At 45.9% G+C, this 19,370-nt stretch carries 19 protein-coding genes; 18 read left to right on the top strand and 1 reads right to left on the bottom strand.

What is annotated here, in order from left to right; all coding sequences use genetic code 11:
* The first annotated feature begins 59 nt into the window (after positions 1 to 59).
* The 7 genes from hisB to trxB all read left to right on the top strand — a co-directional run bounded on the left by hisB (position 60) and on the right by trxB (position 6,129).
* Complete coding sequence (hisB, locus tag P8596_RS20960; protein ID WP_197035372.1) at positions 60 to 644, top strand: imidazoleglycerol-phosphate dehydratase HisB; 585 nt, start codon at positions 60 to 62, stop codon at positions 642 to 644.
* A gap of 3 nt (positions 645 to 647) precedes the next feature.
* Positions 648 to 1,283, top strand: coding sequence for an imidazole glycerol phosphate synthase subunit HisH (hisH, locus tag P8596_RS20955; protein WP_279724941.1), 636 nt, complete (start codon positions 648 to 650; stop codon positions 1,281 to 1,283).
* A complete protein-coding gene (hisA, locus tag P8596_RS20950; protein WP_279724940.1) occupies positions 1,280 to 2,014 on the top strand; it encodes a 1-(5-phosphoribosyl)-5-[(5-phosphoribosylamino)methylideneamino]imidazole-4-carboxamide isomerase in 735 nt (244 codons plus the stop codon). The genes hisH and hisA overlap by 4 nt, the downstream gene beginning before the upstream one ends.
* Complete coding sequence (hisF, locus tag P8596_RS20945; RefSeq protein WP_279724939.1) at positions 2,008 to 2,766, top strand: imidazole glycerol phosphate synthase subunit HisF; 759 nt, start codon at positions 2,008 to 2,010, stop codon at positions 2,764 to 2,766. Before hisA ends, hisF begins: the two co-directional genes overlap by 7 nt.
* Positions 2,763 to 3,392 (top strand): bifunctional phosphoribosyl-AMP cyclohydrolase/phosphoribosyl-ATP diphosphatase HisIE, encoded by a 630-nt coding sequence (hisIE, locus tag P8596_RS20940; protein ID WP_254652343.1) that lies wholly within the window; start codon positions 2,763 to 2,765, stop codon positions 3,390 to 3,392. The genes hisF and hisIE overlap by 4 nt, the downstream gene beginning before the upstream one ends.
* Before the next feature lie 125 nt (positions 3,393 to 3,517).
* Entirely contained in the window at positions 3,518 to 5,029 is a 1,512-nt protein-coding gene (locus tag P8596_RS20935) for a tetratricopeptide repeat protein (protein ID WP_279724938.1), read from the top strand.
* Between the two features lie 152 nt (positions 5,030 to 5,181).
* Positions 5,182 to 6,129: a thioredoxin-disulfide reductase gene (gene trxB / locus P8596_RS20930; protein ID WP_279724937.1), complete on the top strand. Its 948-nt coding sequence runs from the start codon at positions 5,182 to 5,184 to the stop codon at positions 6,127 to 6,129.
* Between the two features lie 52 nt (positions 6,130 to 6,181).
* Here trxB and P8596_RS20925 read toward each other — a convergent pair whose 3' ends face one another.
* Positions 6,182 to 6,334 (bottom strand): Fur-regulated basic protein FbpA, encoded by a 153-nt coding sequence (locus P8596_RS20925; RefSeq protein ID WP_079532243.1) that lies wholly within the window; start codon positions 6,332 to 6,334, stop codon positions 6,182 to 6,184.
* A 182-nt stretch (positions 6,335 to 6,516) separates the two neighbouring features.
* Here P8596_RS20925 and P8596_RS20920 point away from each other — a divergent pair, with 182 nt between their 5' ends.
* The 11 genes from P8596_RS20920 to P8596_RS20870 all read left to right on the top strand — a co-directional run bounded on the left by P8596_RS20920 (position 6,517) and on the right by P8596_RS20870 (position 19,367).
* A complete protein-coding gene (locus P8596_RS20920) occupies positions 6,517 to 6,831 on the top strand; it encodes a MerR family transcriptional regulator (protein WP_034764248.1) in 315 nt (104 codons plus the stop codon).
* A gap of 150 nt (positions 6,832 to 6,981) precedes the next feature.
* A complete protein-coding gene (locus tag P8596_RS20915; protein WP_279724936.1) occupies positions 6,982 to 7,698 on the top strand; it encodes a GDSL-type esterase/lipase family protein in 717 nt (238 codons plus the stop codon).
* 426 nt (positions 7,699 to 8,124) lie between these two features.
* Positions 8,125 to 8,583 (top strand): 8-oxo-dGTP diphosphatase, encoded by a 459-nt coding sequence (locus P8596_RS20910; protein ID WP_229594805.1) that lies wholly within the window; start codon positions 8,125 to 8,127, stop codon positions 8,581 to 8,583.
* A gap of 48 nt (positions 8,584 to 8,631) precedes the next feature.
* Positions 8,632 to 9,525 carry an RNase adapter RapZ gene (gene rapZ / locus P8596_RS20905; RefSeq protein WP_034764245.1) on the top strand — a complete coding sequence of 298 codons (894 nt, stop codon included), beginning with the start codon at positions 8,632 to 8,634 and terminating at the stop codon, positions 9,523 to 9,525.
* A complete protein-coding gene (locus P8596_RS20900) occupies positions 9,522 to 10,484 on the top strand; it encodes a gluconeogenesis factor YvcK family protein (protein WP_034764243.1) in 963 nt (320 codons plus the stop codon). Before rapZ ends, P8596_RS20900 begins: the two co-directional genes overlap by 4 nt.
* Before the next feature lie 60 nt (positions 10,485 to 10,544).
* Complete coding sequence (gene whiA, locus P8596_RS20895; protein WP_034764240.1) at positions 10,545 to 11,492, top strand: DNA-binding protein WhiA; 948 nt, start codon at positions 10,545 to 10,547, stop codon at positions 11,490 to 11,492.
* Between the two features lie 27 nt (positions 11,493 to 11,519).
* On the top strand, positions 11,520 to 11,777 hold the full coding sequence (locus P8596_RS20890) for an HPr family phosphocarrier protein (protein WP_034764237.1): 258 nt from the start codon (positions 11,520 to 11,522) through the stop codon (positions 11,775 to 11,777).
* A gap of 313 nt (positions 11,778 to 12,090) precedes the next feature.
* Complete coding sequence (locus P8596_RS20885) at positions 12,091 to 13,692, top strand: GGDEF domain-containing response regulator (RefSeq protein WP_279724935.1); 1,602 nt, start codon at positions 12,091 to 12,093, stop codon at positions 13,690 to 13,692.
* Between the two features lies 1 nt (position 13,693).
* The gene (locus P8596_RS20880) at positions 13,694 to 14,737 is read left to right on the top strand and encodes a HEAT repeat domain-containing protein (protein WP_279724934.1); all 1,044 of its coding nucleotides are present in this window, start codon (positions 13,694 to 13,696) and stop codon (positions 14,735 to 14,737) included.
* Positions 14,734 to 16,143, top strand: a complete 1,410-nt coding sequence (locus P8596_RS20875) for a glycosyltransferase family 2 protein (protein ID WP_279724933.1) — start codon at positions 14,734 to 14,736, stop codon at positions 16,141 to 16,143. The genes P8596_RS20880 and P8596_RS20875 overlap by 4 nt, the downstream gene beginning before the upstream one ends.
* Positions 16,140 to 19,367, top strand: a complete 3,228-nt coding sequence (locus tag P8596_RS20870; RefSeq protein ID WP_279724932.1) for a hypothetical protein — start codon at positions 16,140 to 16,142, stop codon at positions 19,365 to 19,367. Before P8596_RS20875 ends, P8596_RS20870 begins: the two co-directional genes overlap by 4 nt.
* Positions 19,368 to 19,370: the final 3 nt, after the last annotated feature.

Genomic DNA, 19,370 nt, shown 5'->3' with positions numbered 1-19,370 from the left:
GGAAGAGGGACGGACCTTCCCGTGGGAGGTCCGTCCCTCCAAAAAAGGAGGACATCATGGTGAGAAGTGCAGAGATTGTGCGTAAGACGAATGAGACAGATATCCGGTTGAGTTTTGGCATCGATGGGGAAGGGAATTCGAGGATCGAGACAGGGGTCCCGTTCATGAGTCATATGATGGATCTGTTCACGAAGCATGGACAATTCGATTGTACGATTGAGGCAAACGGGGACACGGAGGTCGACGATCACCACACGACAGAGGATATCGGCATCTGCCTCGGACAGGCATTGCTTGAATCACTCGGAGACAAGAAAGGCATCAAGCGTTATGGATCGGCCATGGTCCCGATGGATGAAGCCCTGGCCCAGGTCGTGGTGGACCTGAGTAATCGCCCTCACCTTGAATTCCGTGCAGAACTTCCGAGTCAGAAAGTGGGGACATTCGATACTGAGCTAGTTCATGAATTCCTTTGGAAGCTGGCCCTTGAAGCAAGGATGAACCTTCATGTCATCGTGCATTACGGTCATAATACCCACCATATCATCGAAGCGATCTTCAAAGCACTGGGACGCGCCCTGGATGAAGCAACCACGATTGATCCCCGGGTAAAAGGGGTACCATCAACGAAAGGAATGTTATGATTCATGATCGGAATTGTGGATTATGGAATGGGAAATCTGTTCAGTGTCAGTAAAGCACTGGAACGATTGAACGTCCCTTACTTTATAAGTGATGTACAAGAAGAGCTATTGAGTGCCGATGGGTTGATACTGCCCGGGGTCGGGGCATTTAAGGATGCCATGAGTCTTCTTGAAACCACCCATCTGAAAGGAACCATCCTGACGTTTGCAGAAAGCGGCAAGCCGCTCCTTGGCATTTGTCTGGGCATGCAGCTCCTATTTGAGGAAAGCAAGGAAAATGGAACGACGAAGGGATTGGCTCTGCTGCCCGGGGAAGTGCTTCGCATCCCGAAAGAGGATAGGGAAGGGAATGCCTATAAAGTGCCTCACATGGGCTGGAATCTTCTCCGTTTCCAGAAAAACTCCACCCTTTTAGAAGGATTAACGGAAGGCTATGTATACTTTGTGCATTCTTATTATGTGCATGAAGGATCAGAAGACGTGATTGCGGCAAGCGCTGAGTATGCAGGAGTGGAAATCCCTGCCGTCGTGAGCCGTGCCAATATATACGGCATGCAGTTCCACCCTGAAAAAAGCGGCGGGCTTGGCATGCAGTTGTTAGAAAACTTTACAAAGCGAGTAAAGGAGAGGGTCTCATGAGTTTTACGATTTATCCAGCCATCGATATGCGGGGCGGGAAATGCGTACGATTGGTGCAAGGGGATTATAATCAGGAAACGGTTTACGGAGACTCCCCGTTCGATATGGCCAAGAAATTCGCCGATGAAGGCGCAGAGTGGATCCATATGGTGGACCTTGACGGGGCAAAGGAAGGCTCCCGGATCAATGATGAATTTGTGATTGCCGTTGCAGAAAAACTCGATGCCAAGGTTCAAATCGGGGGAGGCATCCGATCCAAAGAGGATATCGAACACTATTTAAGCAGGGGTGTCGATCGGGTCATCATTGGAAGCGTTGCTGTATCCAACACGAAATTAGTGAAAGAATGGCTACGGGAGTATGGTGATAAAATCGCCATCGGGCTTGACGCGAAGGATGGCTATGTGGCGACCCATGGCTGGTTGGAAACCTCTGCTCTTAAAGCCGTCGATCTTGGTAAGGAACTTGCTGATGCCGGTGCGGAAACATTCATTTTCACCGATATTGCCACAGACGGAATGCTATCTGGTCCCAATGTTGAAGCAGTTGTGGATCTTGCCCAACAAACGGGGAAATCAGTGATTGCGTCTGGAGGCATTAGCTCACTGGAAGATCTAAAGACGTTAAAGGAATATGAATCCCGGGGAGTATCAGGTGCCATTTGCGGGAAATCCCTTTACACAGGGAAATTCACTGTCAGTGAGGCTGTAAACGAGGTGAGGTCATGTTAACGAAACGTATCGTCCCATGCCTAGACGTAAAGGACGGCCGGGTGGTAAAAGGCATCCAGTTCGTGGAACTGCGGGATGCAGGGGACCCCGTTGAACTTGCCAAGGTATACGATGAGCAAGGTGCGGATGAACTGGTGTTCCTGGATATATCCGCATCACACGAAGGACGGAAAACCATGGTCGAGGTCGTTCAACATGTGGCAGCGGAATTGGCGATTCCTTTCACAGTGGGTGGAGGGATCAATTCGGTGGAAGATATGAAAGCGATCCTCCGGGCAGGGGCGGACAAGGTCTCCCTGAACACGGCAGCTGTGCTTAGGCCTGAGCTGGTCCGGGAAGGGTCCGATTACTTCGGCTCCCAATGTATCGTAGTGGCGATTGATGCCAAATATGACGAAGGAACCAACGGGTGGAAGGTTTACACCCACGGAGGCAGGAAGCTGAAAGACCTTGATGCCGTTGAATGGGCGAAGGAAGTAGAAGCCCTCGGAGCGGGGGAAATCCTACTGACGAGCATGGACAGCGATGGGGAGAAGAAAGGGTTTAACCTGGCTCTTACGAAGGCAGTCAGCGAAGCGGTATCGATTCCCGTGATTGCTTCCGGCGGTGCCGGGAATGCCGCCCACTTTAAAGACGTGTTCACAGAAGGGAAAGCCGATGCGGCCTTGGCAGCTTCCATTTTTCATTATAAAGAAACGAGTGTAGAAGAAGTAAAAAGCTACTTACGGAAAGAAGAGGTGCACGTACGATGACAAACACTGATTGGATTACATCCGTGAAGTATGACGACAAAGGCCTTGTGCCCGCCATCGTACAGGATGCTGCAACGAAGGATGTACTCACATTAGCCTATATGAATGAAACATCACTGAAAAAAACCGTTGAGACCGGGGAAACATGGTTCTATTCCCGGTCACGCCAAGAACTTTGGCATAAGGGTGAAACGAGCGGGAATACACAAACGGTCGAGAATATCACGTGGGATTGCGACCGGGATGCCCTTCTGGTCCTCGTCTCGAAGGAAGGTCCTGCCTGCCATAAGGGTGAGGACAGCTGTTTCCATGAAAAAGTCTTTGGTGAGGAGAAATCATCAAAAGAAAATATCCTTCTCACCCTTGAAAAACTGATCGGAAATCGTGAAATCGAGCGTCCGGAAGGAGCGTACACAACCTATCTTTTTGAAGAAGGTGTGGACAAAATCCTGAAAAAAGTAGGGGAAGAAGCTTCAGAAGTGATCATTGCCGCGAAAAACAGGGACAGTGAAGAGCTCAAATGGGAAGTCGCCGACCTCTTCTACCACGTCCTTGTCTTACTAAGGGAACAAAAACTTCCACTCGAAACGGTCTTGGATGTCCTCGTGGAACGTCATAATAAATAACACCCTTGAGGGACGGACCTTCGCGCCTGGCGCGAAGGTCCGTCCCTCAAAATATGGTAGTTTAGTACGGGTGTATTGTATGATATACTACTGTAGTTATACTATGAACGTTTCGGAGGACTTTGATGAGAAAAGGGTCAAAATTAAGTAGTCAAGAAGCGAAAGTGTTGTCTTTTGTCCCGACTGGTGAGTATTACTACAACAAAGGGATGAAAGCTTATCAACGTCGTGAACTTAAGAAATCGTTAAAATATTTAAATAGAGCATTTCAATTAGAACCGATTGAACCGATGATTGCCTGTCAATTATCGATTGTGTATACAGAACTTGGTGATTACAAGCGTTCCAATGATTTATTGCATAATATACTAGAGGATCTGGATCCCCATATGACGGAATGCCATTATTTCTTAGCCAATAATTACGCCCACCTGGGGTTATTTAAAGAGGCGTACGAACAGGTCTCCACTTACCTGGATAAAGAAGAATACGGTGAATTCGTCGAGGATGCCGAAGACCTGCTGGAGCTTTTGGAACTGGATTCCGACTTGATCGTGGATGATCTATATGAGCATGATGAGCTCATCGTCCAGCAGGAAAAAGCAAGGGAACTCCTCGAATCCGGTCACTTCCAGAAAGCCGTGGATACTTTACAGGGAGTCATCCGTGATTATCCGGAATTCTGGTCCGCTTATAATAATCTTGCCCTTGCCTATTTCTATCTGGGGGAAGTGGAAAAAGCGTCCGCCACCCTGGAAGAGGTGCTCGAGAAGAATCCTGGTAATCTTCATGCACTGTGCAATACGGCAGTCTTTTATTTCTATCAAAAGCGCCATGACGAGCTGGAGGAATTGATCCAAGGTCTCGAGAAGGTCCGTCCCCTGCTCCATGAACACCGTTACAAGCTTGGAGCGACGTTTGCCCTTGTGGGGCATTCAAAGCGTGCGTATGATTGGTTGAAGTCCCTTCAGAAGATCGGCTTCGAAGGCGACGCGAGCTTCTATTACTGGTTGTCCTATTCCGCTTATGAAACGGGTCATGATGATACGGCCCGCAATGCGTGGAAGAAAGTATTGGAGGTCAACCCGGAAAAAGAAGGGCTCGAGCCGTGGAACGACCAAAAACAGGCAGAAGGTTTTGAAAATCACGTCACATCCATCTTGAAAAAACTTCAAAGTGAGTATACGGAAGAGAAATTATTCGGCCTATTCCTGACATCCATCTCAGATAATCAGAGGGCCATCCTCACGCATGCAGATTTTTGTGATGTAGAGGATCTATCGATCGTCGAAAAGGTGTATTTGGCGCAGGTACTGAATAGTAACGGCAACAGCTCCATCAAAGTGAATCAGGAAATCCAGAATATGCATCAGGTCGCCCTTCATCTATATGGCGATCATCACCCGATTACGAGCGTGGAATCCGGCTTATTCCTTACGTGGTTCACGATTGCCTACCGGGGCATCAAAGAACGTGAAACCTTCAAGAATGCCAAAGCATTTGCAGCGGCAACGGAATTCGTCTGGAATCGTCTCAGGAATGAAAAGGTGACGAAGAAGCAGCTTTGCGACCGGTTTGACTTATCCACAAGCACCCTGACAAAATATATTGCGGTCGTGGAAAGTTACCTGCCCTGAGCATATTTTTGGACGATATGAACCTATTTTTTATAGGATAGGTGTAGGAAGTAAATACTATAGGTTGAAGGCTTCTGGACGCCATTCCAACCTTTGGCCATAGTATTGAATAAAGAATGCGCTTACGACTGTTTCGGAAGGAGAATGTCATTATGTCTGAAGAAAAAATATATGATGTAATCATTGTAGGTGCAGGCCCTGCAGGAATGACTGCAGCTGTTTATACGTCACGTGCAAGCCTTTCAACGCTTATGCTTGAAAGAGGAGTGCCGGGCGGACAAATGGCGAATACGGAAGAAGTGGAAAACTACCCTGGCTTCGACCATATTCTTGGACCTGATCTTTCAAATAAAATGTTCGACCATGCAAAAAAATTCGGTGCGGAATACGCATACGGAGACATCAAGGAAATCGTGGAAGGCGAGGATTTCAAAATCGTCAAAACCGGTTCCAAAGAATTCAAAGCCCGCGCCGTCATTATTACAACGGGTGCTGAATATAAGAAAATCGGTGTCCCAGGTGAAAAAGAGCTTGGCGGACGCGGAGTATCTTACTGTGCTGTGTGTGACGGAGCTTTCTTTAAAGGAAAAGACCTTGTAGTGGTTGGTGGAGGAGACTCTGCCGTTGAAGAAGGGGTTTACCTGACAAGATTTGCTAATAAAGTGACGATCGTTCATCGCCGTGACGAGCTTCGTGCTCAAAAGATCCTGCAACAGCGTGCATTTGATAACGAGAAAGTGGATTTCATCTGGAATCACACCGTGAAAGAAATCAACGACAAAGACGGTAAAGTTGGAAGCGTGACCCTTGTGTCCACTGAAAATGGAGAAGAAACAGACTTCCAGGCGGATGGTGTCTTCATCTATATCGGAATGCTTCCATTGACGAAGCCATTCGCGAACCTCGGGATCATCAACTCTGAAGGATACATCGAAACAAACGAACAAATGGAAACAAAGGTACCTGGTATCTTTGCAGCCGGCGATGTCCGTGAAAAACAACTTCGCCAAATCGTAACAGCAACAGGTGACGGCAGCATCGCCGCACAAACGGCTCAGCACTATATCGAAGAGCTGAAAGAAAAAGTCAAAAACGGTTAATGTAACGAAGCCTGACGAAAGGGGATCCCTCTCGTCAGGCTTTTTTTATTGTTCAATTCTTCTTATGCTTGTTAAACACATACACCAACTCCGACAGGGTCAATTTCTTCAATCCTTCATCACATGGCTTGTAAACACCAGCTTCTACCAACCGACGAATAAATTGCTGTCTCTGCTGTTCAACGGCTTCACGTAAAAATGGCATGCGTGTTCACTCCTTTTGGATTCTTAAGGTTAGTCTAAGGGGATCATTCGGGAAAGTCTTTTGGTTTGTTAAGTTTTCTACCAATTTAGAATTCTTTGTAAGGTTTTCTAACATAAAAACCCAAAACCCCTGGAAGGGCATGTATAATCAAGATATTCCCTGCTTAGGAGGATGAGGCAGCCGTGGATAATGAACCTTCCTATAAAGATAAGAAAGTGATTTCTATTGGAGTCGTGAGCGAATTGACGGGGTTGACCGAGAGGAAGATCCGATATTACGAAGAGAAGAATCTGATTTTCCCACAGCGCTCCAACAGGGGATATCGAAAATACTCCTTTTCCGATGTGGAACGATTGATGGATATCGCCGACCAGCGTGAAGAAGGGGTCACGACGAAAGAAATCAAACATGAACTCACCATAAAAGAGAGAAAAGAAGCGAAGAAAAAAATGATCAAAGGCCAGCTGAATGCACAGTTTGGGGTTCAGAAAAAGTGATGAGGGACGGACCTCTGGATGTCTGGAGAACTGTCCATGTGAATATCTCCGGCCGATCTTCCAAAAATAAACAGGGTTATAACCCCTCCAACAGGGAATAACGACTATTATGAAAGTCATCTCAGTTTATATCGGAAGGTCGGATCATGAATGAAAATGTTAAAAATCGCAGGGGTTGTCATACTGTTTGCTCTTATTCCCATCGTCTACTTCAGTTTTTTTGCAGATGAGACAGAGTCATCTTCAAAGAAGCGGGTGATTGCATTGGGGGATTCCCTCACTTACGGCTATGGTGATAAGAAGGAAGCAGGATACATTGGGCGGTTAGAAGAGAAAGTAAACAAAGAACAAACGAAAAAGGTGTATAACTTCCAAAACCTAGGAATACCGGGACAGCAGTCGGATCAATTACTCGCACAAATCGTAAAGCCCGAGGTTGCCGAGGATTTGAGTGAAGCGGATGTATATATCATCAATATTGGAACCAATGATTTAATAAAGAACAATGGTGGAGACTTGTTCCCTTTGCACCATGATGAGATCATGGATGCGAAAAAGGACTATCTCGATCATCTTGATAAGATCCTGAATATTACCGGGACAGCGAGCAAAAAAGCGGATATCATCGTGTTGGGGTTGTATAACCCGTACCCTGACAAAGACAGCGATAAAATTGAAGCATACGTGGATAATTGGAATAAGTCGATAAAGAAGGAAGCAGAAAAACATGAAAATGTGAAATTCGTATCAACCAATCCATTATTCAAAGGTAAGTCCAAGGATAACTATTTCCATGATTCCCTCCATCCTAATGGGAAAGGATACGAATTAATCGCAGGTCAAATCATGAAGAATTATGACTTTTAACCTTAGTTTTACAGGATTCGTGGGAATTCGGGATGATTTGCGAAACCACGTTTGTAACATTAACAATTCCGTAATACCGTTTTAAATCTGTTGTAACACTAGTGAAACAATTTTCGGGTAATATAGATAATAAGAAATTGACCCCCTTTTAAGTAATAAATCCCGTAGATGACACAGGAATCGCCTGTGTCTATTTTTTTTGCTTTTTTTTCTGTTATAGTGTGTGGGGTATACCTGTACCAATCATTTGCAGACTCCCCAACATGTCAAAACCTGTCCCAATATCTTTCGATGATAATCGACACGGTTTCCTGCAGGCGGAGACATTGTAGCTTGTCTGCAATCATAGTATAATGTAAGGAATGAAGTTGACTGTAATCGGGACTGATGCATCGCTCCCGAATCATCAAGATTGAGGTGAAGGTAGTGCAACGTGTCACAAATTGTTTATATCTGGATGGGGACAAAGTGCTCCTTCTCCAAAAGCCAAGAAGGAACTGGTGGGTCGCCCCGGGCGGGAAGATGGAGTCCGGTGAATCGATCAGGGATGCCGTCATCCGGGAATATCGTGAGGAAACGGGCATTTATTTAAAGAATCCTGATTTGAAAGGCGTCTTTACGTTCATTATTAAAGACGGTGATCAAATCGTTTCGGAGTGGATGATGTTTTCTTTTTTCGCAACAGAGGCGGATGGAGTCAATCTTCAGGAATCAGCAGAAGGTAAGATTAAATGGCATCCGATTGAAGACATCAAGAACTTGCCGATGGCTGAAGGAGATTATCATATTCTGGATTATCTATTGCACGGAAAGAATACGATTTATGGGACATTCACCTATACTCCTGATTTTACATTATTATCTTATCGACTGGATCCAAGTTAAACAACGAACTTTATATATAGAATATTACGATAAAAGCGGGGGAAGAGCATGAGTACAGGTTCGACAAACGATGTTCAATTGGTCATCATAACGGGTATGTCCGGAGCTGGCAAAACCGTTGCCATTCAAAGCTTTGAGGATTTAGGATTCTTCTGTGTGGACAATCTGCCGCCCACTCTTCTTCCAAAATTTTTGGAACTGATGAAAGAGTCCGGTAATAAAATGAATAAGGTCGCCCTTGTCATGGACCTCAGGGGAAGGGAATTCTTCGATCATCTATTTAAAGCATTGGATGAACTGGCGGAAACGTCATGGGTATCACCTCAGATCCTTTACCTTGACGCAGATGATTCATCCCTGGTCAGACGGTACAAGGAAACACGCCGTTCCCATCCATTGGCGCCATCAGGCCTGCCTCTTGAAGGCATCCGACAGGAAAGGGAGCTGCTCGAGGAATTAAAGGGGCGTGCCCAGCTGATCTACAATACTTCCACCATGAAGCCAAGAGAACTTAGGGAAAAGATTTTAACGGAATTCTCGGTGAACAAGAAAACGATCTTTACGGTGAACGTCGTATCCTTCGGTTTCAAACACGGTATTCCCATCGATGCCGATCTGGTGTTTGATGTGCGCTTCCTTCCAAACCCCCATTATATCGATCATATGAGACCGAAAACGGGATTGGATGAAGAGGTATCGACCTATGTGTTGAAATGGAATGAGACGAATAAATTCATCGAAAAGGTAACCGATTTACTCTCGTTCATGCTTCCCCAATACAAGCGTGAAGGCAAAAGTCAGCTTGTCGTGGCCATCGGATGTACAGGCGGACAGCATCGTTCCGTTGCGCTGGCAGAGTATCTTGGACATCATTTTGAAAAAGACTATCAAACAAAAATTTCTCATCGAGACATTCAGAAGAGAAAGGGTCTAACAACATGACACATACACCCAAGGTCGTCGTGATCGGGGGAGGGACCGGCCTGCCGGTCCTCCTCAGGGGATTGAAGCGACACCCGATTGATATATCGGCCATCGTCACCGTCGCAGATGACGGTGGCAGTTCCGGCCGTTTGCGGGACAGTTTGGATATTCCGCCTCCGGGAGATATACGGAATGTCCTTGCTGCCCTTTCTGAAGTAGAGCCACTGGTTGAACAAATGTTTCAGCATCGTTTTGAAACGACGAATGAACTTTCCGGTCATGCCCTCGGGAACTTGATCATTGCAGCCCTTGCTTCTATTACAGGGGACTTTGTCCATGCAATCCAGGAAATGAGCAGGGTGTTGAATGTGAAGGGCAAGGTGCTTCCGTCGGCGAATCAAAGTGTCATCCTGAAGGCTGAAATGGAAGATGGAACGATCGTGACGGGGGAATCCGCCATTCCGAAAGCCGGAAAGAAAATCAAGCGTGTCTTTCTGAAGCCGGACAGCATCAAGGCATTAGGTGAAACCTTGCGGGCCATCAAAGAAGCCGATTTAATTGTGATGGGACCGGGAAGCCTATATACTAGTATCTTACCGAATCTTCTTGTTCCCGGAATTGGCGAAGCCGTATGCCAAGCGGAAGCCAAAAAGATGTATATTTGCAATATCATGACCCAGGCAGGGGAGACCCTGGATTATTCAGCAAGCGACCACGTGAAGGCGTTATACGATCATCTGGAAACCCCGAGCATTGATTATATCTTGGTAAACAAGAAACAGGTGCCAAAAGAGGTACAGGAAAGATATAATGAAGAGCAGGCGAGCCCCGTTCATTTCGATGTGGATAAATTAAAATCCATGGGCTTGGAAGTGATTGCAGAAGAGATCCTTTCCTATGACAATCATCTCGTTCGTCATAACACAGAGAAGGTCGCGGATATTATTTATTCTTATTTGAAAGATTCAACCAACTGATATACAACGAAAATTTCTTGTGTATAAGGTTGTGCAAGCGTTTGCTAGGAGGTGATGGGGATGTCGTTTGCGTCTGAAACAAAAAAAGAACTGACCAATATTGAAGTCAAGGACTGCTGTGCAAGTGCAGAGCTTTCCGCATTGATTCGCATGAATGGTTCATTGTCCTTCTCGAATCAAATGCTCGTCGTCAATATTCAAACCGAAAACGCCGCCATTGCCAGAAGAATCTATACACTGATCAAAAAAGGGTACGACACCCCTGTAGAGCTTCTGGTACGGAAGAAAATGCGGCTGAAGAAAAACAATGTGTACATTGTACGAATCAAAGAAGATACAAAGATGATCCTCGAGGACTTGAAAATACTGGGTGAACATTTCACCTTTATCCATAATATAGCGGAAGACCTGATCAAGAAGAAATGCTGCAGGCGCTCGTACCTACGGGGAGCGTTCCTAGCTGGCGGATCGGTCAACAATCCGGAAACATCATCGTATCATTTAGAAATCTTTTCTCTTTATTCTGAACACAACGAGGCGTTGTCCGAGCTGATGAATTCCTTTGGCTTGAACAGTAAGACCCTTGAACGGAAAAAAGGCTTCATTACGTATTTGAAGGAAGCGGAGAAGATCACGGAGTTCCTGAATATCATAGGGGCACACAACGCCCTGCTCCGATTTGAGGATGTACGGATCGTCCGTGATATGAGGAATTCCGTTAATCGTCTGGTGAATTGCGAGACGGCTAACTTGAATAAAACCATCGGTGCTGCCTTGAGACAGGTAGAAAACATCAAGTTTATCGAAAGGCATGTAGGATTGCAGGTTTTACCCGATAAACTAAGGGAGATAGCAGAGCTTCGAGTGAACTATCAGGATGTCACGTTGAAAGAACTGGGGGAAATGGTGTCAGGGGGCACGATCAGTAAATCAGGAATCAATCACCGCTTGCGGAAAATCGATCAGCTGGCAGACAAGTTACGAGCGGGAGAAAAGCTCAATACCTAATTAAGGACAAAGGGGAGAGAAATGATTATGGTGGAAAAACAAGTAGAAGTGAAATTGAAGACGGGCCTTCAGGCGCGACCGGCGGCATTATTCGTACAGGAGGCCAACCGCTTCTCATCTGAAATTTTCTTAGAGAAGGACGGGAAGAAGGTCAATGCCAAAAGCATCATGGGCTTGATGAGTCTGGCGATCTCCACGGGCTCTGCCGTCACATTGGTTGCGGATGGAAGCGACGAAGAAGAAGCGCTTGTAGCCCTTGAAGGATTCGTTCAAAAAGAAGCGTAACACCAACTTCACAATAAGCCGATGACCAGGGAGTGGTCATCGGCTTATTTAATGGGGTTTTTCCGGTTCTAGTCATGATACAATCAACTAATTCTTTCGAACCTTTTTTCCATTTATTTCACATTGAAGATGGATGTCATCTTCTTTTTTTGTTACATTGAACTTTTCAGGATGCGTAAAAAATGGAGAAATAGACACATAATATTTCCATTCCTCACCTATTAAACGAGAGAATACGAGAGTATAATAAAATGAGTTTGTGAAAAATCATTACATGAATTTCGAGAAGTCCAACAAAGGAAGACGATGCCATATGGAAAAATACACAAAGCATTTCTTTAATAATATTCGAAAAAAATTGGAAGAGTGGGAGGCAGCAGCCTCCATCCCCCATGAAGAGGTGTACCGCTTTATTCACTCCATGGCGGGGTCTGCCTCAGTACTGGGCTTACATAACATCGGGGAGAGCGCCCGTGAACTGATGGACCACCATAATGAAGAAGATGAGCGTATGTGGACGATCTCAGAAGTGAAGGAAGAACTGTTTGAAATCATTCAATACTGCTACCACTATGAGGAGGAATCGATCGAGGTATTCCCGGGCAAGCAAAGCAGGGATGGGGAAGAACCTGTTGTGTTACTCATAGATGATGATACGTCTTTCCTCATGTACATGAAAGAGGAATTGGAGAAGATCGGGTGGTATGTCGTTCCTATCGCTAATCCCGAGAAGGCCATTATGTCGTACTATGATGTGAGGCCGGACTGTGCGATCATCGATATTCATATGGATGGGACGAGTGGATTCGAAGTACTGGACTTTTTTAAGAAAAAGCTGAAACAGCAGTTCATTCCAACGGTCATGGTAAGTGTGGAAAACAGTAAGGAAGTCCGGATGAAAAGCTATCAGATGGGGGCGGATGATTTCATAGCCAAGCCCTTTGAACTTGATGAGTTCACCGTGCGGGTGAAAAGGCAGATGGAACGGAAGAAGCAAATGGAAGAGCTTGTACTGATCGATGAATTGACACTGGTTTATAACCGTAAATACTTGGGTCAGGCGTATGCGCAGGTACAAAGCGACTGGGCTCGCAGGGGTGATTCCTATTGTGTAGCCGTCCTTGATCTGGACCATTTCAAAGGGGTGAACGACCGGTACGGACACCTGATGGGAGATCGGGTGCTGAAGGAATTTGCCTCACTCCTCAAGTCCGAAACGAGGATTCAGGACACGGTTTTTCGCTTTGGGGGCGAAGAGTTTGTCATCCTGTTCCCTCATACATCTATAAAAGAAGCGTGCTCATTTGCCGATGATATACGTAAGAGGTTCAGTCAAGTGGTGTTCCAGGAAAATCCCGCCTTTTCGTGTACCTTTTCGGCAGGCGTGGCAGAAATCGCTGATCCTACTAAGCCATTTGATACATGGCTTAAGCTTGCGGATAATGCCCTTTATGAGGCGAAAAGCAGCGGCAGGAATCTCGTGAAGATGGATGGGAAGGCAAGGGAGCATACCCCTCACAAAATCATGAAGATTTCGATTGTCGATGATGACCCGATCATTCGGACGGTGATGAAGGATATCGTGTCGAAACTGCCAGCAGAGGAGCATATTCAGTATGATATTCACACATTTAAAGACGGGGCTGCTTTTATAGGCTCGGATTGGCATGAGGGAAATCCTTGTCTCGTGATTTTGGACGGGGTGATGCCGAAGATGGACGGCCTGGAAGTACTGGAGCAGATTCGCTCAAGAAGTGATTCGGATCGCTACAAAGTACTCATGCTTACCTCCCGGAAAAGTGAAAGGGACATTTCCAGATCCCTTCAGCTCGGAGCCGATGACTATATGACGAAACCATTTAAACTACTGGAGCTTGAGGCCCGTTTAGGTCAAATGCTAAGAAGGATGAGATAAAGTGTACTCCCGGGAACTTTTTTATTTTACTGTTGTGCTGGTCGGTCTGCTGGTGGTATTATCGGGACTTTGTCTGTATTTGATGATCAAAAAAGTGAACGATAATAAAAATCGAAAGCAGATTGATCAATTGAAAGATAAATATCAGTTGCCACTCTTTCACTTCCTGCAAGAAGGAGGGGAGGCAGAGGGGTTAACGGTACGTTCTCCCCTGCAGACAAGGGCGCTTGTCGAGTTACTTGCAGGTTTTTCAAAAATGTTTGCCTCGGAAGACATACAGGAACGTTTACAAGGATTTGCAGAAGATCACTTTCAACCGTTTATCCTGTCTCAGCTTGGACACAGAAGATGGAGTATCCGGATGAACGCCCTTTACTGGATACAGGATTTTAAGATGAAGAGTATGGTGGAGCCGTTAAAAAAACTACACGGTTCAAAAAAGGTCAGCAAAGCAGAAGAATTGCAGCTGCTTAAAATCGCCGTGCTGTTTGGTGAGAAGAATCTGGTTGAAAGGCTGAAAGACACGAAGTATGAGTTGACGGAGTTTGAATACAGTCTCCTGTTTCATTCGTTCAGGGAAGATCAGTTCCGGCCATTGGTCTCTGCCTTTGAGGAACTGCCTGAGGTCATGAAGTTTGCCATCATCGATTCGATCGGGGTGAAAAACCGAATGGAACATGTTTCGTTCCTTAAGCGTTTACTGGACACGGGTGCTTCTGAACTCAGGATCCGTGCTTTAAAGGCAGTGGTGGGGATGGAGTTCTACCTTGATATACCGACCCTTTCCGTTCATTTACGCGCAGACTCATGGCAGGAGCGGCTGATGGCGATTAAAGCATGTGAATACATCCGTTCCACGGAGCTGAGTCCTGCCTTACAGGCACTTATGAGCGACCCGTCCTTTTATGTTCGCTCCCAGGCAGCTCAATCCCTTTTGAGGCTGGAAAATGGAGAAGCAGTGTTAAGGGAAATTGCCGTGTATGCGGAAGATGGGTATGCAAGGGATATGGCCGAACAGTGGCTGGAAAGGGAGGCGGTCTCATGAATGCGATAGATTGGGGGAGCATCTTGATTTCCATTGGATGGTTCGTTCTCCTTTATATGATTCTCGTCGTCTCGTTTTATACGATTCTCCTCGTGATCTCCCTTTTTCAATTAAGGAAAACCTATGGACTCGACGAGTGGGAGCCGTATGAAGAGCTTTTACACCTCCATCAGACGAAGCCGGTTTCCATACTGGTCCCCGCTTACAATGAATCTGTCGGCATCATGGCGACGGTAAGGTCATTATTGAGCATTGAATACCCCGAATACGAAATCATCATCGTGAACGATGGCTCCACGGATGATTCCATGGAGAAACTCGTAGAAACCTTTCAGTTGGTAAAAATCAAATGGGTGATTCGCCAGCAGCTGGAAACACAGCCGGTGAAGGGTGTGTATCAGTCGAAGCTTTATAAAAATTTATTGGTGATCGATAAGGAAAACGGCGGTAAGGCGGATGCTTTGAATGCCGGGATCAATGTATCGAACTTCCCTTATTTCTGCTCCATTGATGGAGACTCGGTTCTCGAACGGACCGCTTTCCTCAAAGTGATGAAACCGATCGTCGAATCCGATGGAGAGGTCATCGCCTCCGGAGGGAGTATCCGTATCGCAAATGGATGCGAAATCGAAAGCGGGGAAATCGTGAAGGTCGGTTTGTCTAGGTCCCCCCTTGTCATTATGCAGGTGATCGAATACTTAAGGGCATTCCTTATGGGAAGGATCGGCTTAAGCCGTCATAATCTTCTCCTGATCGTATCGGGTGCTTTCGGCGTATTCTCGAAACGCTGGGTCGTCGATGCGGGTGGATATTCTCATACAGTGGGAGAGGATATGGAGCTCGTTGTCAGGCTTCACCGTTATGTAAAAGAACAAAAAGCCGATAAAAAAATCGTCTATGTGCCGGATCCGGTAAGCTGGACAGAAGCACCGGAATCCTTGAAATATTTACGCCGTCAACGGAGCAGATGGCATCGGGGATTATTTGAAAGCCTCTGGATCCACCGGAAGCTCCTGTTCAACCCGAAGTACGGCTCGATCGGGATGGTTTCCATGCCCTATTTCTTGATCATTGAATTTTTTGGCCCGGTTGTTGAATTGATGGGGTACATCATCATGGTCCTCTCCATTTTCCTGGGCGGGGTGTATCTGGAATTTGCCATTCTATTATTCTTGTTATCCATCCTTTATGGGTCGGTGTTGTCCATGGCTGCTGTCCTCCTGGAAGAATGGTCCGTCCGGAAGTTCCCGAAAGCAACCGATATCGGAAGACTTTTCGTCTATTCATTGACCGAGACATTATGGTACCGTCCGTTGACCGTATTCTGGAGATGTGAAGGGATCTTGGACGTAATCCGTAAGAAGAGGGGTTGGGGAGAAATGGCGAGAAAAGGAGTATCGAAATGACAAAGCTGAAATCCTATTCGTTTCTCTTGTTCATCGTAAGCATCGTCCTTTTGGTGTCAGCCCCTTTTTGGCTGTGGCAGCTGAAAAAGGAACAGAAGTTGGATGTGTTGGTCATTGATAAAACAGTGCCGGATACTACTTATCGTGAACACAAAGGTCTTATGTGGCTGTTAAATCAACAGAAATATGTTCAATCAAACGGGAAACGGTATGATCTGAAGAAAGATTATATTGGGTTTGTTCCGAAAAAGGATCAAACCTTCGATGTGAAAAATATTCCCTCATCCACTGAGAAGTATGATGCGGTCTACATAGCCGATACATATGGGGTGTATGAAGAAGAGTTTCATAATAAAAATGTATCGGGCAAGCGCTCTACTAAACTATACGGAGGCTTGACCGATCAGGATATGGACGCATTAAAAGACATGGCGATGAAGGATGGGAAAACATTGATCGCCGAGTTCAATTCCATGGCCCAACCTACTGAGGAAGAAAACCAGAGGAAGTTCTATTCCCTATTCAATCTGGAATGGTCGGGCTGGATCGGAAGGTATTTCCCTGAACTGGAAAACAGCGAAGTGCCTCAATGGGTAAGGGACAACTACGAGAAGCAGTATGATAAAACCTATCACTTCAAAGGTCCAGGGTATGTATTGGTGGACGAAAATGATCGTCTGGTCGTGTTGGATAAGGAAGACATCGGGGAGAAGGGAGTGGTTTTTTCCACTACGCCTCGTGGTGAAGAGTTAATCGGCGAAGAAATCAACACCCCTTATTCTTACTGGTTTGATATCGTGGAAGCGATTAACCCGGATGAGGTCGTCGCCAACTATACGCTGTCACTGTCAAAGAGCGGAAAGGACATGTTGAAAGCCTTGGATCTTCCTGTTACGTTCCCGGCTGTCGTGCACGGACAAAACCGTCAATACGACACATACTATTTCAGTGGGGATTATGCAGATCAGGCAGATGTACCCGATTTGTATCAAACCGTCGGATTTCCTTCTTGGAGAAAGTGGACAGGGTCATCCAAACCGGATGACTCCTCCCAATTTTACTGGAAGGCTTATAATCCGATGATGAAGGCGATCCTTGAGGATATCCAAAAGGGTGGAGACGATAAGAAAAAGGAAACCGTCGAAGCCACGAAAGAAAATGGTGTGCAGCTTGCAGGGAAGACCGGCCGTGACTATATTCAAGTGAAGAAGGATGGAAAATGGGAAGACCTCCTTATTAAAGGGGTGAATATGGGAATCGCAAGGCCTGGTTCCTTTCCAGGTGAAACCGCCATTTCAAAAGAGGAATATATGAGATGGTTCAAGCAGATTGGAGCCATGAATGCCAATGCACTCCGGATTTACACGATCCATCCTCCAGCATTTTATGAAGCCTTTTACGAATACAATCAGATGGCAGATGAGCCTCTTTATTTATTCCACGGGGTATGGGTGAATGAAGAGATTTTCTTACAGTCTGAAGATGCCTTTGCAAAAGAAAACACAGACGAATTTGCGTCAGAAATTAAAAAGACCATCGATCTCGTTCACGGAAACGCTGAAATTCCCGAACGAAAAGGCCATGCGTCGGGATCTTACACCTACGATATATCCCCTTATGTTCTTGGGTGGGTCTTTGGGGTCGAGTGGGATCCCGAAGTGGTCCTTGCGACAAATGAAAAACATAAAGGACTCCAGGACTTCAAGGGTGAATACATTGAAACGGAAGAGGCGCAGCCGTTTGAAATATGGCTGACAGAGAGAATGGATGAAGGGATCAAGTATGAAACCGAAACGTATCAGTGGCAAAGGCCGGTCAGCTTCACAAACTGGGTGACCACCGATCTGTTGGATCATCCGAGTGAACCCCTGGAGAAGGAAGACATGGTATCGGTCGATCCGAACGTCATGAAGGGGACCGACAAACTGAAAACCGGTTTATTCGCTTCCTATCATATTTACCCGTATTACCCTGATTTTTTGAACTATGAACAGCGTTATATTGATTATATCGATCATCGCGGTGAAAAGAATAATTACGCCGGCTATTTACATGACATGAAAAAGGCGCACTCCATGCCATTAGTCGTAGCAGAATTCGGCGTCCCGGGATCAAGGGGACTGACACATAAAAACATTTACGGCATGGATCAGGGCCATCATTCAGAACAAGAACAAGGTGCAATCGACCGGAAGTTATTCGAGGATATCGTGGAAGAGAAAATGGCCGGGGGGATGGTCTTTGCCTGGCAGGATGAGTGGTTCAAGCGAACATGGAACACGATGGACTATGACAATCCGGACAGACGGCCGTTCTGGCAAAACGCCCAAACGAATGAGCAGCAGTTCGGAATGGTGAGCTTTGATCCTGGAACCAGTAAATCCAGCATGATCCATGTAGACGGAAGACCTGAGGATTGGGCCTTCAATGGGATCGAACCTGCTTTTGATGAGGATGGACACAGTATGTATGTAACGAGTGATGAACGTTTTGTGTATATCCGAATTGATTCGAACCGTATTTCAGAAGGGAAAGACACGTACCTTTTATTCGATACGATAGGGAATCAGGGTCAATCCACGATTCCGGATGTGAATGGTGTTTCCACAAAAGGGGTGGACTTTGCTCTTCACATAAAAGGAACAAAGGAAGCGCGTTTGTGGATCGACAGCTATTATGACACCCATCATTATCAATATGGGCATGTGCTCAACATGATAGAAGAAGAGACAAATGCCAACGTGAAAAACAACGGGACGTATCATCCAATCCGGTTGACGTTGAATAAATCACTGGACGTAGAAGGGGAAAAGATACCGTTTCAATCCTATGAAACCGGCATTCTCAAGTTCGGAACATCAAACCCACAGGATGAAGCGTATGATTCTTTAACGGATATCAGTGTCAATTCGGGTCGATATGAAATCCGTATACCTTGGCAGCTTCTTAACATAAAAGATCCAAGTCTCAAGGAAGCGATGGGGGATATCTGGTCAGGAAATGGCCTGCAAAGCTCAATCACTCTTGAATCCATTAAGATTGGTTTATATGAAACCGATGGAGAAAACGTATTTTCATATCCTTCACAGGGAGAGAACGGGTTCATCAATCCTGCACAATTTTATCCATACTCCTGGGATACATGGGATCTGCCAGCCTCTCATGAGAGATTGAAGCAGTCCTACTATGAAATGAAAGAAGCTTTTGAGAAAGAAGGGGAATAACCG

Origin of the sequence: Rossellomorea sp. DA94, assembly GCF_029834455.1 — a bacterium.
Lineage (GTDB): Bacteria > Bacillota > Bacilli > Bacillales > Bacillaceae_B > Rossellomorea > Rossellomorea vietnamensis.
This window is presented reverse-complemented; position numbering and strand designations above follow the sequence as displayed.

Bases quoted from the DNA above. Each gene is read 5' to 3' on its own strand.
- P8596_RS20925 (WP_079532243.1), bottom strand. From the start codon at position 6,334: ATGCCATTTTTACGTGAAGCCGTTGAACAGCAGAGACAGCAATTTATT.
- P8596_RS20885 (WP_279724935.1), top strand. From the start codon at position 12,091: ATGGAAAAATACACAAAGCATTTCTTTAATAATATTCGAAAAAAATTG.
- P8596_RS20875 (WP_279724933.1), top strand. From the start codon at position 14,734: ATGAATGCGATAGATTGGGGGAGCATCTTGATTTCCATTGGATGGTTC.
- P8596_RS20915 (WP_279724936.1), top strand. From the start codon at position 6,982: ATGAAAATGTTAAAAATCGCAGGGGTTGTCATACTGTTTGCTCTTATT.
- hisH (WP_279724941.1), top strand. From the start codon at position 648: ATGATCGGAATTGTGGATTATGGAATGGGAAATCTGTTCAGTGTCAGT.
- rapZ (WP_034764245.1), top strand. From the start codon at position 8,632: ATGAGTACAGGTTCGACAAACGATGTTCAATTGGTCATCATAACGGGT.
- P8596_RS20870 (WP_279724932.1), top strand. From the start codon at position 16,140: ATGACAAAGCTGAAATCCTATTCGTTTCTCTTGTTCATCGTAAGCATC.
- trxB (WP_279724937.1), top strand. From the start codon at position 5,182: ATGTCTGAAGAAAAAATATATGATGTAATCATTGTAGGTGCAGGCCCT.
- P8596_RS20890 (WP_034764237.1), top strand. From the start codon at position 11,520: ATGGTGGAAAAACAAGTAGAAGTGAAATTGAAGACGGGCCTTCAGGCG.
- P8596_RS20935 (WP_279724938.1), top strand. From the start codon at position 3,518: ATGAGAAAAGGGTCAAAATTAAGTAGTCAAGAAGCGAAAGTGTTGTCT.
- whiA (WP_034764240.1), top strand. From the start codon at position 10,545: ATGTCGTTTGCGTCTGAAACAAAAAAAGAACTGACCAATATTGAAGTC.
- hisIE (WP_254652343.1), top strand. From the start codon at position 2,763: ATGACAAACACTGATTGGATTACATCCGTGAAGTATGACGACAAAGGC.
- hisA (WP_279724940.1), top strand. From the start codon at position 1,280: ATGAGTTTTACGATTTATCCAGCCATCGATATGCGGGGCGGGAAATGC.
- hisF (WP_279724939.1), top strand. From the start codon at position 2,008: ATGTTAACGAAACGTATCGTCCCATGCCTAGACGTAAAGGACGGCCGG.
- P8596_RS20900 (WP_034764243.1), top strand. From the start codon at position 9,522: ATGACACATACACCCAAGGTCGTCGTGATCGGGGGAGGGACCGGCCTG.